The following is a 14,149-nucleotide window of genomic DNA, read 5'->3' on the forward strand; positions in this document are numbered from 1 at the left end:
CAACCGACTGGACTGCACAGGCCGTTAGTCACTAAGTCCATGGGTACGATAAAGGTCGCTATTTTCGATAAACTCCTGTAGGGTTGGGGTAACCCAACCCGTTACCGGCCATTTACCTAGCGATGCGTTATGATAAGGGTAAAACGCTAGGAGGTCACGCACATGGACTTTATTGATTTAACACCAATTGCCCTCCGCCACACGCCACTGGGAACCCGGTCCCAATTGCCCAAACAACACGATTGGCAATTGGACTGGGCGACCCTGGCAGCCCTGATTCGTGATAATCACGACGTCATGGCGGTGGTGCAAGCGGGACTGGCTGAGGATTGGCTGAACACCCAAGGCACGATTTGGGACGAGCAACAGGGATATTACCGGTACCCCAATGATCCCCGGGAACCCGACGATACCGTCTTCTGGGCGGCTTCGACGTGGGCCACTCCCGCAATTCTGGTCACGTTTCACAACGAACTGACCAAGGCCTTTGCCTGTTATACGGTCGGTCGTGATCCAGACTTTCACTATTTAGGCAGATTGCAGTAACTCTGGACTCGTGAAAGGAGAACCATCATGAAATTAGTTGACGGACCCCACCTCACCTTACGCTTGGAGCGCACACCGCGCCGGGGAAAGTATGAGGCCGGCATTGGCCTAGCCGTCTTATTGATGATTGGTGTTATTTTCGCTTTATTGTAGCCCGTTTTTTACCGATAGAAGTTAGCAAAGGGAACGTCAGCGCCGGGCAGGCGTCGATGTTCCCTTTGTTGGAGATTGAGTTATGGTAGTTATTCCAGGCGGAACCGATCAAAGTGCCGGTCCGTCTCGGGCTCAGTATAACATTGTGGAACAAGTTTGAGCAGTATTTGTGTTGGGAAAAAGGATAAATTATCGCAATCATTAAAAATATTCGGCCACATTTTACGGAGTTAGGTAGCGTAACCTAAATACTCCGGGAATGATGGTGCTGATGGATAATCTTGCGATAATTGAAGAAGTGGCAATTACGATTAAAGATGTGTATGATACTTTTAGCCTAAATTTTTATTCGGTGCAAGGATCATCTTGACTAGAATTGAACAACAGCATAATGAACTGGAAGAAAGGCTAAATAACTTGAAAAGTAAAGGCGTCATCACACGTTACTATACGCGACATGATGGTGATTATTTAGCGACACACTGTTACTTTCAAACTGACAATCGTTATTTTCCATGGGAATTACAAATATGGGATGAGAACAGGGAATACAAAAATAGGTTTGAGCATGCTCGGCATGATAAAGAGCATCGTAAGTTGAAGGGTGAGTGATTTGATGTACAAATATATTCATTTAGTAGTTATCGCTAAATTTGGTAGCCAATCGTTAGCTTATCATTATGCCAGTACGGATGGTGACGATGTTATGGATCATAAGGAATTGCTCAACCAACAGACGCGAGTGCCAGGTTATCTTTACGGTATTCACATGTTGAAGACGGTAGGGACAGACTTCAAGTCAGTTCAGGCTCGTGATCCGTATTTTGATGATTTTGAGGTTTTTGAAAGCATGGGTGAGTTTTTGGACGCTGTTTATCGTTCAGCTGTCGCTCATAACGCCCTGGGGCGGTTGTGGACGGCGAAAACTTTAGGGCTAGAGCAGAGTACAAAATAGTTTTTTAGGAATCTTACAGTTAGAAGCTATGTTCAAGAACGGAAAACGCAGAAAGTAGGTCGTCAGAATGTTTGAGTACAAATACTTTCATTTCGTCGTCATTTCCAAATTTTACGAGCGGGCAGTTGCCTATCACCATGCGAGTCTCAATCCAGATGATGTGAGTTTGCAGTGGCGGTCTTTGAATGAACGGGCAAGGGTTCCGGGATCCTTGTATAGTATTCATATGCTAAAAACGGCTGGTCCTGATTTCGAAGCAGTCCAAGAACGTGATCCCTATTTTGATGATTTTGAAGCCTTTGAAGATCTCGATGAATTTCTTGATACAGTCTACCACCTCGCGCAACAAGCCAATGCCATCTAAGACCAACAAAAAGCCAGTGTTCCCATGACATAACCGTCGCAGGGGACACTGGCTTTTTAAGTTGAAAATTTAGAATTTGTTGTTAGTTGCTTGCATTAATTCAGCACCCTTGTTGACTAATAGGTAGCTGGCACCGTTCTTGGCGAATTGAATTCCTTCGAACTCACGCTTGCCGCTGAAGTTAGATCCTTCAACCTGGCTGGCTTTGAGCTTGCCCAATTTGGAAGCAGGGATGGATGAGATGCTACTGTCAGAGACGAAGTACAGCCGGTTACGCTTGGCGTTGTAGGCCATTGACTGTGGCTTGGTCCCAGGACGGTTGCGCAGACCCTGCATAACCAAGTGGAACTTGACGGACTTGCTGCCAATCTTCCCCTTGTAGATCTTGACCGCACCCTTAGGCGCCCAACCGCCATTGGAGTAGGTGAAGAAGTAGGCATTCCCATGCTTATCAAACGTCAGGTTAGAGCCCATCGTGACGGTACTCTTCAGCTTAAAGTTGATCTTAGTGATTGGCTTTAGGCTGCTGGTGCTGACCCGTTGAACGTTGGTCTTGACGGCAACTGGCTTACCGATGAACCAGAGTTGCCCATTCTTGGGGTTCATGGCCAGTGATTGACCATGACCAGTATTGAACATGGGGCCAACCTTGACGTACTTCATGATCTGCTTGTCCTTGCTGGTCATGTTCTTAGTGGCGTGGTCGTAGGAAGCCCGGCGCAGTGCATCCATGTGACTGTGGCTGACGCCAAATTTGCTACGGAGCTTGCCCAAGTTGTACTTAACGATCCAGCCGCGGTTGCTGCCGTTCTTGGTGATCAGTTCGTACAGCGTGTTACCATCCTTGGATAGGGCTTCAGCTTGAGGATTGCCCCAGTCGGCGGACTTGTTGTAGGTTACTGGCAAGAAGACGTTGGACTTGAAGGTTGCTTTCTTCCCCTTAGTCGTGTGGATGCTGGTTGGCTTGGTCTGGAAGATGTTGCTGTAGCTGGTCTTAAACGTATAGCGCTTCACGAATAAATTCTTATTCTTGACCGTCTTGTACTTCTTGACGTTGTAGTTTGCCAGCGCGTTACCCTTTTGATTATATGTCTTGGCCTGTGCCAGCGTGGTCAACCCGCCAAATAATAGGGCGGCCGCAGCGACAGTGGTCAATAGAACTGCTTTCTTCATATGTCCGAATCTCCTCCTGAAATTGTGGGTCAGGTAGGGTACCATGCTCGACGACCGACCAAAGATAGCGTCTATTCACTAACGAATGCGCTTTCAATCGTGATAGTCGCGTTGCACGAAAACCTTCTAGGCACACTAAATTCGTATCACATAACTATTTATACCACAAAATAGTCAGTATGAGGGAACAAAATCCGAAATTTATTTTGTGGCCAAAAGTAAAAAATCACCCCAATTCCCGAAATAACGGGCCGGAACGCCAATCGCGGTGTGCCGGCTTTTTCACGATTTTCCGATGAAAACGGATAAAATTAAGCCGAATTTTCCACCTGTTTTACGAAATAATCCGCCTTAGGTGTTATCGCTGAACTCCGGTAAAGTGGGGGCTGACCATAGCGCTATGGATCACCACGAGTGAAGGGATGATTCATATTGACCACCGATAACGCCGCCGCGTACCGCTTCTTGTACACCGGCGATCACGAAACTATTATTTACGCCGCCCTGAAACGTCTGCGGTTACGCCCAGATCAGGACGATTACGAGGATTATCTCCAAGAGGCCCGGCTGTATTTCCCCCAAGCCTACGCCGACTTTCCCGGTGACCCAGAACGCCAACCCCACCAGTTGTTGGCGTTCGCCCAGCAGGCCCTAGTCTGGCATGTGGGTAACCAGCTGCGGAACGATCGCCGTCAGGATATTCCCATGGAACCGGGGGACCACACGCCGATCATTGATGAGCTGGCTAGCGACGAGGATATTCTGAATGCCATTGGGCTCAACGACTTTCGCACGTACCTCATCAAGCTGATTGGTGGCGCGGGGAATACCGGCGAATGGCGATTTCTGGTCGGGACCTTAATCGATCAGCTCACACCGGAGGAGATTGCTATCAAACACGGCGTTGGCCGGGCGACCGTCTTTCGGTGGCGGCGGTCACTGCTACGCCGATTGGTCCATCATTTGGCCCCGCCAGAAAGTTTTTTTGAATAATTTGAAAATAAGTGAGACTGATTTTCGATTTTTTACATTAGTAATAAGTGTAAGGGTTGGCCAGCCACTTATAAAATTTCGCACCACGGAAGGAGCACCACCCATGCAAACAAATTGGAAGAAAACGACTATCACCTTCATCTTCGCCGGCATCGACGACAAGCCCGTTAAGATTGTGCTACAAAATGCGGTCAACGCGCCAGCCGCCAAGCAAGTCGAAGATTTCGGCACCGTCCTCTCCGGTTTGACCGGCTTACCGTTCCGCAACGCCGTCGTGTCCAGCCAAAGCGCCGTCGCCTAACTCTCCCGCAGAATAGAAAGGAAGTCTCTCTATGAAGACATTAGAATTGAGTTTTAAAGGTTCCGACAAACGCGTCAAGCACCTGCGCCTCAAGTACGTCAACGCCGACCTCACGCCAACGGAAGTCCAAGCATTGATGAAGCAAGTTGCCGATGCCAAGTTATTCGCCAAGGGCGAGGTGGATCTGTACGCCGAACCCCTGCGTGCCGAAATCGTGGAAACGACCAAGACGGCCTTAGTGGGCGGACCACAACCCGTACCGGCACCCGCCGTCTAACCCGTACCATCTGTAATTAGTCACTCGTAACGCAACACCCCTGCGGTCGCCACTTCCTTGTGAGGTGTGGTGGCCGGTTGGGGTACATAAAGAGTCTGTGGAGTCGTTGGGTCCACGAAACGCCATTAATGTACAAATAATATTATATTTGAGAAATAATCTCAATTACTTGTAAATTACCATCATATCAGGTATTCTTCGCATAGAGGTGATGACGATGCTCCATCAATTTACGTTTAAAAACTTTAAATCCTTTCAGGAAGAGGCAACGTTAGATTTGACGGCATCCGCCATCAAAGATTTGCCGGCGGATGTAGTGGTGGATGTTCTACATGAACCCGTGTTGAAGCTGGCGGCACTCTATGGTGCCAATGCCTCTGGGAAGAGTAACGTTCTTAAAGCATTTCAAGCAATGTCTTACGTTGTGTTGGCTTCGTTTTCCGATGAAGATGCTTTGCGCAAAGTGAAGCCCTTTTGGTTTGAAGATTCCACAACGCCTACGGAATTTAGTGTTCTTTTCTCAACGGCAACTAATATCTATCAATATGGTTTTTCTTGTGTGCAAGGGACAATTACAGCAGAATATCTGTATCAGCGCGATAAACAGCGCGTTGGTGAACAGTATCTGGAAATTTTTGACCGGACGGCAACGGGGATTACTGGGAAAATTACGACGCAAGCTGAAGTTCAAACCCTAGAGAGACTGATTGAACCGGGAACGCTCCTATTATCGGCACTTGCACGATTAAATTTGTCGGTGATTAAGGAAGTCATGGCCTGGTTTCGAAATGTGCAGGTCCTGGATTACGGGGACCCACGAGGTGAGATCAACAAGAATCAGCGATTACAGACCCATCGTCCACGAAATCCATTGGTTGATTTACTGACAGATGAGACAGAAAAGGCACGGTTTGAAGCGTTTATCCGTGCTGTCGATGTTGGAATCGCGGGGTTAGGCGTAGTGAGCGATGACCATAATCTGGCTAGTGATACTGAGCCGCATCAACGGGTAGTTGCCTTTCATCGCCATCCGCAAACGGGTAAGCTCATGCAGACACCGATCGCGGCGGAATCTAGCGGCACACGAAAGATGTTGATGCTTTACGTCGATTTAAAACAAGCTTTAGAGCAAGGAAATACCATTTTGATCGATGAACTGGATGCTAAATTGCATCCGTTACTGCTCCGTTATATTCTGATTATGTTTCATGATCCGGCCCTTAACCCTAAAGGTGCGCAGCTGATTTTCACCACACAAGAACTATTTACGTTGGATAGAGATAATTTCCGGCGTGACGAAGTCTGGTTTGTGAACAAAGATGAGAATGGGCGTTCCGACCTATACTCGCTGGATACGATTCGACTGGATGAAGGTAAAAAGGTGCGCAACGATGCGAGTTACGGAAAAGACTATATTTTGGGAAAATTTCGAGCAACACCGATGCTAAAACGTCTGGGGGATGCGGATGTCTAAACGAATCGGTAAAAGGCCGAAGCACAAACGATCATTGCCATTGCCGGGTAGTTATTTGATTGCAACTGAGGGGATTCAAACCGAGGTCCTTTACTTTAGAGACCTGGCAGAGGAACTGGAGCAGAAATACGCCGGCTTGGCTAATCGGATTGAGGTAACCATCCCTAGCCTGACTGTCAAAGGGACTGGTGTCAGTAATTTGACACTGATTGAGCGCGTGGCAGAAGTTATTCAACTCAGCCCCACCTTGTTTGAACATGTGTGGATTGTATTTGATAAGGACGATATTCCGTTAGATAAATTCGATAATGCAATCAAATCAGCGGAACAATTAGGCTGGCATGCAGCGTGGAGCAACGATTCGTTTGAGCTATGGTACCTCCTTCACTTTGAATTTCTCAATGCGGCGATTGATCGTGAAGAGTACAAGATGAAGTTAACGCAGCATATGCAGACAAATGGTATTCAAGGTAAATATGAAAAGAATTCGGCGCGGATTCTCCAGCTTTTCACACCAGAGAAACGTCAACAAGCTATCCGGTTCGCAAAGAAATTGGCTGGATATTATCAGGCGAATATACCATATCATCAGCGAAACCCTGGAACGGCTGTGTATCAATTGGTTGCGGAATTGACCGCATTGGGACAGCGGGCCGATACACTACGAAAGAATTTGAAAAAATAGATCGACTAAAAGGTCGCAATTCGAGTCACCAGATTAATGGCGATACGGATTGCGACTGTTTAGTTTGAACAGTTTAAGTATGGGAGTGTCAGACGAATTGAAATAACCCATAAGACGTTACTCACTAAAGGGGCTAATCTGACCATCACCAAGCGCAGTACGCTACCCCACGTGCGGATGCGCCAGCACCTTGTCCGGGTACTTCGCCGTCACGTAGTCGGTGATGGCCGCAATCATCTTGGCGGTCGAGGGGGCCTTGGCCTGTTCCGAGTTGACCACCAGGCAGATGGTGCGGAAGAACTTGGTGTCAAATGGGTAGACGTTGACGTTCCCGCTGACCCGTTCCAACGCCAGTTCGGGCAAGATGCCCATCCCCATGCCAGCTTCAACCATGGCCAAAATGGACTGGTCGTCGATGGAGAAACGGAGCGCGTTGGGCCGAATCTGGTAGTGGTCCAGCGCCGCCTTGGTGTCCTTGTCGTAGTCGCCCCGTTGCAGGATGAAATTCTGGTCGGCGAGGTCGGCGGCGGTCACCGTCGTGCGGTTGGCGGGGATGAAATCAGTTGGTGTGATGCAGTAGATCTCGTCCTTGACCAGTGGTAGGACGGTCAGCTTTTCCGCCACCGGTAACGCGGAGAGTCCCAGGTCCAGTCGGCCGGTCTTGACAGCGGAGGCGATACTACTGAAGTCGGCCTGCTCGACGTTGATGTCGATCTGCGGGAAATCCTGTTTAAATTGCCGAATGATCGGGGGTAGCCAGTTGATACAGACGGACGAGAAGGCGCCCATCCGCACGGAACCGGCGTTGAGGCCGTTGATGTTGGCGGCGGCTTGTTGAAGCCGGTCCTCGGCGTTGATGATGGCTTGAATCAGGGGCAGAATGGTCTGCCCGTCCGGTGTCAGTTCGACGCCGGTCCGGTTGCGGATGAATAACGGAAAACCCAGCTCTTTTTCCAGCTGGTTGACCGAGTGGCTGATGGCTGAGGGCGTCACGTTCAGCGTTTGAGCAGCCCGGTAAAAGGTCTGTTCCTGCACAATAGTTTGAAAGACGCGATAGGCAAACGGTAACATCGGGGACACCTCCAAATTGGTTAAGATGAATTACATTCATGCTATTTCTAGATAGTTGAAATAGTTTTTCTGTCAACGGTATTCTATCATACTCCTTGAAAAGCAGGTAGTGGCAATTGGCAGTTGGGTTAATTCGTGGTGGCAATTAGTTGTTGGGCCGCTTAACTCGCGGCTGTTCAGCGCCTCAGGGCTGGTGAAAATGGGCAGGGCGCTGTGGGCGGACGCCGGAAGCCACAGGGCGGTCTTCCGGCTTGGCGGTGAGCCTCTAGGAAACGAGTCTCCCCACCACCAGTTGTCTAACCGGCAGAACCCACCGCTAAGACAACTCCCACGGCTGAGCCCATTTTCACCAGCCCTGCGGCTGACATGGTGGATGGGGGCCCGACAACGGTTTGCGTCGGATTTAACCGTGACTGCGGATTTGTCCAACCTGCTTGGATGGTTGTCAAAAAATGAGGATAAAGGGAAATAGGATTATAGGTAAATATAGAAATAGAGATAAAAGGATAAATAAGCTTTAAGAAGGTCCGCCCACCGCGTCCCAGGCGAATGGCGCCACCCGGCAAGGCGAGTTGACCATCAATCTGCTTCGTCATTAAACCAGTTTCCAAGATTTTCCAGAAAGGTGTGAGTGCCATGTTAAATGACTTGTTTGCACAACGCGTTAATCCTGATGTTCCTTCCGCTTTGAGTGGCTTGTTTCCGCAAGATGCCGATCCGCGTGCGATTTCCTTTGCGGCGGGGAGTCCGAACGAGAGCCTCTTTCCGGTAGCGGCCATGCAGACGGCGTTTGACACAGCTATTGCGCAGACTGGGGCGCACCTCTTCCAGTACCAGACGGCGCAGGGCAATCCGGACTTGCGGGCGAAGTTAGCGGCGCGCATCGGTAAATGGGGGCAGGTTACAACCACCGCTGACAACGTCGTCTTGACGGTCGGTGGGCAACAGGCCATCGAGCTGGTGGCCAAGGCGCTCCTGAACGTGGGGGACGAGGTAGCCGTGGAGGTGCCGACCTACGTGGGCGCACTGGCGGCGTTCGACCTGTACCAGCCGACCTACCACGCGGTGCCGCTTCAGGCGGATGGCTTGGATCTCGACCAATTGGAGGAGACGTTGAAGCGTCACCCACAGATCAAGTTACTCTACACCGTGCCGGACTACCACAACCCGACCGGGATCACCATGAGCGTAACGAAGCGTCGGGAACTGGTGGCCCTCGCCAATCGCTATGATTTCATCATCTTGGAGGATTCGCCGTACCGCGATCTGGGCTACGAACACGCACCATTGCCCGCCATTAAGAGCTTCGACACCGAGGGCCGGGTGGTCTTCGTGTCGAGCTTGTCGAAAATTCTGATGCCGGGGCTACGGACGGGGTGGCTGGTGGCCGATAACGACCTGCTGGCGGCGATTATGCGCGTGCGAGTAGCTAGTGACTTGGAGACTGGCAACGTGGTGCACGCGGCCATCGATGCCTATCTGGATGCCAACGATTTGGACGCACACATTACAGCGCTGAAGACCAGTTACCGCGAGCAGTGTGCGGCGATGGTTCACGCGTTGGGGGCTTACTTTCCGGATGACGTCAGCTACACGCAGCCAGTCGGGGGCTTCTTTGATTGGGTGACCCTGCCGGAGGAAATCGATGCAGCAGCCTTGCTTCGGGATACGGTAATTCCGCAGGCCCACGTGAGCTACGTGCCGGGTACCAACTTCTACCCAGGCCGCGACGTGCACAACAGCTTGCGCCTGTGCTTCACGGGCCTGACGCCGGCCGTGATTGATGCTGGGATGCATCGGCTGGGTGATGCGGTGAAAGGGGCCGTGCGGGGTGTGAAGCCGGTGGTGTAATGGCTAGTGAGAAGTGAAAAAGCATCCGTAGCTGGCCGATGTTGGCCAAGCCACGGATGCTTAGTCGTTAGTTCGGTACAATTCAAATATAGGGGAGTGTTGGAAAATAGCGAAAGTTGTGAAGTATACCCTTTGTAAAATGAAAAGTAGGGCCAGTCGTGTTAATGAATCTGAATTTAAGTTAGAATAAAGGGTATTGAGTAGATATCTGCATTTATCTGCATTTGAAAATGGCTAAATTGCAGCAAAATCCTAGTATAGAGCGTTTTAGAGCTGTGGCGTATCTGCATTTATCTGCATTTATCTGCATTTATCTGCATCTGTGGGGTAGTGTAAATGTGGCTGAACCCTATTGCGTAGCGGTTTTGGTTAGTGGTTTATTTGCATCCGTGTAATTGTATCGTGTGAAGTACGACGTTAAATAAAATTTGGCACTTAGGCTTGAGGTGAATGAGTTATGGACTATTCAAGGCAGTTACCCATCGAAAATGAACATCGCGAGTATAAAAGGAATAAGACTAAACTAACCAAAGACTTGTGGGAAACGATATCTTCCTTTGAGAATACTGACGGCGGAATCATTGTTTTGGGGGTAACTGAGAAGAATGAAAATGAAAAGTCATTCGAAATAACTGGCATTCAGAATCCGCAGAGCGTGCTTGATGAATTTTGGTCAACAATTGATAGTGCAATCAGCTTTAAGACAATCAGCAATGCAGATGTTAAGCTTATTTCTGTTGAGAGTTTGACGATTATTGAGATAAATGTTGATGAGGCGCCTGATAATAGGAAACCAGTCTATAGTCATGGTCAAATCTATATCAGACAAGGAGCTATTGATCGCAAAGCAAGCAGAGAACAAAAGAGTACGCTTGTGCGTCAATCCGCGGATGATTTAGATACAAAAGTTCTAAAGAATTATGGGAAAGATGACTTGAATTTAACTGATATAGAGAGTTATAAGAAAATACTCGGTGATAGAAAATAGTACAGACGATATCGCACTATGAATATCGATGACTTTTTAATCAAGGTCGGTGTGATAGCAAAAGATTATGAGAGTGATGGGAAGTATGGTGTAACAGCTGGGGGACTTCTGTTCTTTGGAGAAAACAATGCCATTTTGCATACGTTCCCACATTTTCAATTGGACTATTTTGATAAAACTAATCTTAATGAACGATGGAGTAAGCGAATTTCGTCCGTAGAAGATAATTTGAATGTGTTTTCCTTTTTTGAAAGGGTAACTCGTGCAATTGAAAGTACTATTCCAGATCCTTTTGCATTGGATGCTAATTTAAGGCGTGTAGATACTGGTGGGGACATGGAAGTTGCGCTTAGAGAAGCCATTATAAATATGCTCATGCATGCAGATTATTATGGTGATGCGCCGATTGTAGCAGAGGCGAATATAAACTTTTACAATTTTACAAATCCAGGCAAGATGAAGATACCTTCTCAAGATTTTTTCACGACCAATAACACTAAGACAAGAAATCCAATTATATCTAAATTATTTGTGCAAATGGGTGACGGTGAGCGAGCGGGACAAGGTGGCGAAAAGATATATGAAGCTGCAGTGACGAGTAAGTTTAGAATTCCTAATATATCTACAAACATTGATCAAACTAATTTAAAGATATGGAAGGTCGCCTATCTAGGATCTTTTGAGGGTGAGAATATTGATGACAAAGAGAAAGAAATCTTAAAAAGTATCATGGTGTCGGGTGGTAATGCACTTAGCCATAAAGAGATCGAGAAGTCAACAGGGACATCAAGAGCTTTGGTAACTGGGGCTCTAAATTCCTTACTGGCAAAGGGTATCTTGGTAAAGTATGGAAAAGCAAGATCGACCCGATACGGGATATCTTCAAGTGAAGAACAGCTCATGGCACAGCTTCAAATAATGCCTAGTCTGCTAAGGAAAATGATTAGGGAAAAATAAGAGGCTACTTAGTGAACTGGTCGTAGATGGGAAGTCGCTGGTAGATTATCAAGTATGTGTGTTATTTGAAGACTAAAGGTAAAAAAGGTAGCGTCAAGAATCTTGTGTAAATGAAATGCCTTCGTACATATAATATGTATCTAACTTAAATAAATGATGCTTCCAAGGTGTCCTGGAGTCCTTTGAACCCTCGGTGGATCCGCTTCAGAGACTTCTCGTTATAAACATTAAACTGAGAAACCAGGAAGCGATCCAGTGAATCTTCCGTTGGAAATTGTTCTTTGTGGTGGGTGGTGCGCTTGAGATGCTTATTAAAGTTCTCAATCAGGTTAGTGGAGTATAGTGATTGCCGGATAGCTGGTGGAAAGTCCATGAAAGTGAGTAAATTCGGCATTTTAAGCAGATCTTTGATTAATTTGGGATAGTTCTGATGCCAGTTGTTGGCGAACTCATTCAGTTTCAGTTCGGCTGCTTCACGGTTGGCGGCCCGATGAACTTGTTTAAAGTCACTGATCACGGCCTTGCGGTCTTTTACGCGAACTTTGTTCATCAGATTCCGCCCAACATGAACCAGGCAACGTTGTCGTTTGGCTTTAGGGAAATACCGATTCAAGCCTTCATCCAAACCAACTAACCCATCGGCCACAAACAACAGCACATCTTTAACGCCCTGCTTGATCAAGGTTCCCAGCAGTTCAGTCCAGATTCCAGTCGATTCCGTTGGCGCCACTTGGTAGTTCAGCACTTCTTTCGTACCATCTGGACGAATGCCAATCGCAATATGAACGGCTTCTTTTTGAACGGTATCCCGCTTTAACGGCAAGTAAGTGGCATCTAAGAAGATGGCCGCATATTGTGAAGCCAGTCGACGTTGCTGGAAAGCTTGAACCTGTTCATTGACGGCTTTAGTCATGTTGGAAACCGTGGCTTTGGAGTAGTGAGCACCGTACATTTTCTCAATGAGTTCGGCAATTTCAGCAGTGGTAATTCCCTTGGTATACAACTGAATGACCGTTGTTTCTAAATTATCACTGTGCCGACCGTAGGCTGGCAAGGTATGATTTTCAAACCGGCCATTGCGATCTCGAGGAATGGTTAAGTTAAGTTGGCCGTACTTCTTATCAAACGAGCGCTCATAACTGCCGTTGCGGTTATTACCAGTGTTAATCCCAGCGTATGAGTAGCGTTCGTAACCCAAAAACTCTGCCAATTCGGTTTGAAGCAGCTGGTTAATCGCAATTTCGAGGTGGTGACGAAAAACTTCGTCCAAATCTTGCTTTTGGGCTAGTGCAGCGATAATTTCTGTGGTAAGTTCATTCATGGGGAATGCCTCCTGTGATGTTTTCTGTGGTTACTAAATATCATAAGGGAAGGCATTCCCTATTTCTATACAATTCAGAAATCTTTTATGCATTTACACAAGATATTTTACGCTCTCTATTTTTATTTGAGAATTAGTATATTAACCAATCGAACGAGAATCGTTTCATGCGCGGGTGAGGTTTAGAAAGTGAGAAGAAAATATAGAGCTTCGAAGAAGACATTGTCGTTTGATGATATCAGTGTTCCCAGAAGATTAATTGAAGAATGTGTTAGAGAAAATGATACTTTTCAACGATATCTATTTGATAGAGAGAATTATGATGAGGTTGTTGACCGCTTGACAATTGAGTATGCCAATCTAGGCAACCCTAAAATGGAAACGAAATTTTGCGAGATGGTGAGAAAATACAGTTATTTTCCGATAGAAGCTTACCCAGACTTGTTAAAACGTGCCTTTATTAAATTACATAAAGATTTTGACAGCAAAAAGAATTTCAATCTTTTACCAGTCGTAGATGCTCAAGGGATACAAAGTAGGAAAGTAAAAAGCTCTAATCTGGTACAATATCTATACCAAGGAACTTTTTTTAAAACATTTGAAGGTAATGTTTCTTTGACGAGACAATTTTCGTATAACGGAAAGTATATTGAAAGTCATCAAAATAATCCGTGGATAATGGTTGATGACTTTGTTGGAACTGGACAAAGTTTTATGAAGAGTTATAAATATTGGAAAAAACGGGGAATACAGGTAAAAGGTGCGCTAGTTTTGGTGTCTACAGCTGAAGGGTTTAAATATTTGAAATCAGAGCTTCCAGATGACGTGAATATATATTACGCAGAGATAGTTCAAAAGGTTTGTGATAATCAGACTGTCATAGAGTTGTCTAAAGCATTAGGTGTTAAGCAAGCAAAAGACAATTATTGTTCTGGTGTGGTGGTTACTATGGCAAGAACTCCTAATAATACGGTTCCCTGTTTTTTTAAAAAAGGTAGCAAAAATGGGAGAAAAATATTACCGCCATTTGTGAGGTGAAA

General features: G+C 46.9%; 17 protein-coding genes. 13 read left to right on the top strand and 4 right to left on the bottom strand.

The features are described from left to right. Nucleotides 1–162 precede the first annotated feature (162 nt). From ACEPSU_RS02160 to ACEPSU_RS02175, 4 genes are all read left to right on the top strand, one after another. A complete protein-coding gene (locus tag ACEPSU_RS02160; protein ID WP_395322572.1) occupies nt 163–546 on the top strand; it encodes a hypothetical protein in 384 nt (127 codons plus the stop codon). A gap of 27 nt (nt 547–573) precedes the next feature. Beyond that, nucleotides 574–699, top strand: a complete 126-nt coding sequence (locus tag ACEPSU_RS02165) for a hypothetical protein (protein ID WP_020088502.1) — start codon at nt 574–576, stop codon at nt 697–699. A gap of 604 nt (nt 700–1,303) precedes the next feature. Next, nucleotides 1,304–1,654: a hypothetical protein gene (locus tag ACEPSU_RS02170; protein ID WP_395361582.1), complete on the top strand. Its 351-nt coding sequence runs from the start codon at nt 1,304–1,306 to the stop codon at nt 1,652–1,654. Between the two features lie 67 nt (nt 1,655–1,721). After that, nucleotides 1,722–2,018 carry a hypothetical protein gene (locus tag ACEPSU_RS02175; protein ID WP_395322574.1) on the top strand — a complete coding sequence of 99 codons (297 nt, stop codon included), beginning with the start codon at nt 1,722–1,724 and terminating at the stop codon, nt 2,016–2,018. 69 nt (nt 2,019–2,087) lie between these two features. Here the strand turns inward: ACEPSU_RS02175 and ACEPSU_RS02180 are convergent, their stop codons facing one another. Then, nucleotides 2,088–3,191 (bottom strand): hypothetical protein, encoded by a 1,104-nt coding sequence (locus ACEPSU_RS02180; RefSeq protein ID WP_395361583.1) that lies wholly within the window; start codon nt 3,189–3,191, stop codon nt 2,088–2,090. Between the two features lie 432 nt (nt 3,192–3,623). Here ACEPSU_RS02180 and ACEPSU_RS02185 point away from each other — a divergent pair, with 432 nt between their 5' ends. From ACEPSU_RS02185 to ACEPSU_RS02205, 5 genes are all read left to right on the top strand, one after another. Next, on the top strand, nt 3,624–4,184 hold the full coding sequence (locus ACEPSU_RS02185) for a sigma-70 family RNA polymerase sigma factor (RefSeq protein WP_395322578.1): 561 nt from the start codon (nt 3,624–3,626) through the stop codon (nt 4,182–4,184). Between the two features lie 103 nt (nt 4,185–4,287). Then, nucleotides 4,288–4,485 carry a hypothetical protein gene (locus ACEPSU_RS02190; RefSeq protein WP_260339678.1) on the top strand — a complete coding sequence of 66 codons (198 nt, stop codon included), beginning with the start codon at nt 4,288–4,290 and terminating at the stop codon, nt 4,483–4,485. Nucleotides 4,486–4,516: 31 nt separating this feature from the next. Next, nucleotides 4,517–4,762, top strand: a complete 246-nt coding sequence (locus ACEPSU_RS02195; RefSeq protein ID WP_395322580.1) for a DUF2922 domain-containing protein — start codon at nt 4,517–4,519, stop codon at nt 4,760–4,762. Between the two features lie 217 nt (nt 4,763–4,979). Then, nucleotides 4,980–6,236: an AAA family ATPase gene (locus ACEPSU_RS02200; RefSeq protein WP_395322582.1), complete on the top strand. Its 1,257-nt coding sequence runs from the start codon at nt 4,980–4,982 to the stop codon at nt 6,234–6,236. Further along, nucleotides 6,229–6,921 carry an RloB family protein gene (locus ACEPSU_RS02205; RefSeq protein ID WP_395322584.1) on the top strand — a complete coding sequence of 231 codons (693 nt, stop codon included), beginning with the start codon at nt 6,229–6,231 and terminating at the stop codon, nt 6,919–6,921. The genes ACEPSU_RS02200 and ACEPSU_RS02205 overlap by 8 nt, the downstream gene beginning before the upstream one ends. 162 nt (nt 6,922–7,083) lie before the next feature. Here the strand turns inward: ACEPSU_RS02205 and ACEPSU_RS02210 are convergent, their stop codons facing one another. Together ACEPSU_RS02210 and ACEPSU_RS02215 are read right to left on the bottom strand one after the other, a co-directional pair. Next, nucleotides 7,084–7,992 (bottom strand): LysR family transcriptional regulator, encoded by a 909-nt coding sequence (locus ACEPSU_RS02210; protein WP_020088514.1) that lies wholly within the window; start codon nt 7,990–7,992, stop codon nt 7,084–7,086. A 296-nt stretch (nt 7,993–8,288) separates the two neighbouring features. Then, a complete protein-coding gene (locus ACEPSU_RS02215) occupies nt 8,289–8,630 on the bottom strand; it encodes a hypothetical protein (RefSeq protein ID WP_395361585.1) in 342 nt (113 codons plus the stop codon). On the opposite strand from ACEPSU_RS02215, the gene ACEPSU_RS02220 reads away from it, so the two are divergent. The 3 genes from ACEPSU_RS02220 (at nt 8,629) to ACEPSU_RS02230 (ending at nt 11,788) form a co-directional block, all read left to right on the top strand. After that, nucleotides 8,629–9,843, top strand: a complete 1,215-nt coding sequence (locus tag ACEPSU_RS02220; protein WP_395322588.1) for a PLP-dependent aminotransferase family protein — start codon at nt 8,629–8,631, stop codon at nt 9,841–9,843. The genes ACEPSU_RS02215 and ACEPSU_RS02220 overlap by 2 nt on opposite strands. A 457-nt stretch (nt 9,844–10,300) precedes the next feature. Then, entirely contained in the window at nt 10,301–10,831 is a 531-nt protein-coding gene (locus ACEPSU_RS02225; protein WP_395322590.1) for a helix-turn-helix domain-containing protein, read from the top strand. An 18-nt stretch (nt 10,832–10,849) separates the two neighbouring features. Next, nucleotides 10,850–11,788, top strand: coding sequence for an ATP-binding protein (locus ACEPSU_RS02230; RefSeq protein ID WP_395322592.1), 939 nt, complete (start codon nt 10,850–10,852; stop codon nt 11,786–11,788). A gap of 145 nt (nt 11,789–11,933) precedes the next feature. Here the strand turns inward: ACEPSU_RS02230 and ACEPSU_RS02235 are convergent, their stop codons facing one another. Beyond that, a complete protein-coding gene (locus ACEPSU_RS02235) occupies nt 11,934–13,109 on the bottom strand; it encodes an IS256 family transposase (protein WP_395322604.1) in 1,176 nt (391 codons plus the stop codon). A gap of 189 nt (nt 13,110–13,298) precedes the next feature. Between ACEPSU_RS02235 and ACEPSU_RS02240 the strand changes: the two genes are divergently transcribed. Then, the gene (locus ACEPSU_RS02240; protein ID WP_395322606.1) at nt 13,299–14,147 is read left to right on the top strand and encodes a hypothetical protein; all 849 of its coding nucleotides are present in this window, start codon (nt 13,299–13,301) and stop codon (nt 14,145–14,147) included. The last annotated feature ends 2 nt before the right edge of the window (nt 14,148–14,149 follow it).

The sequence above is a fragment of the Levilactobacillus parabrevis genome, from assembly GCF_044051715.1.
Classification (GTDB): Bacteria; Bacillota; Bacilli; order Lactobacillales; family Lactobacillaceae; genus Levilactobacillus; species Levilactobacillus parabrevis.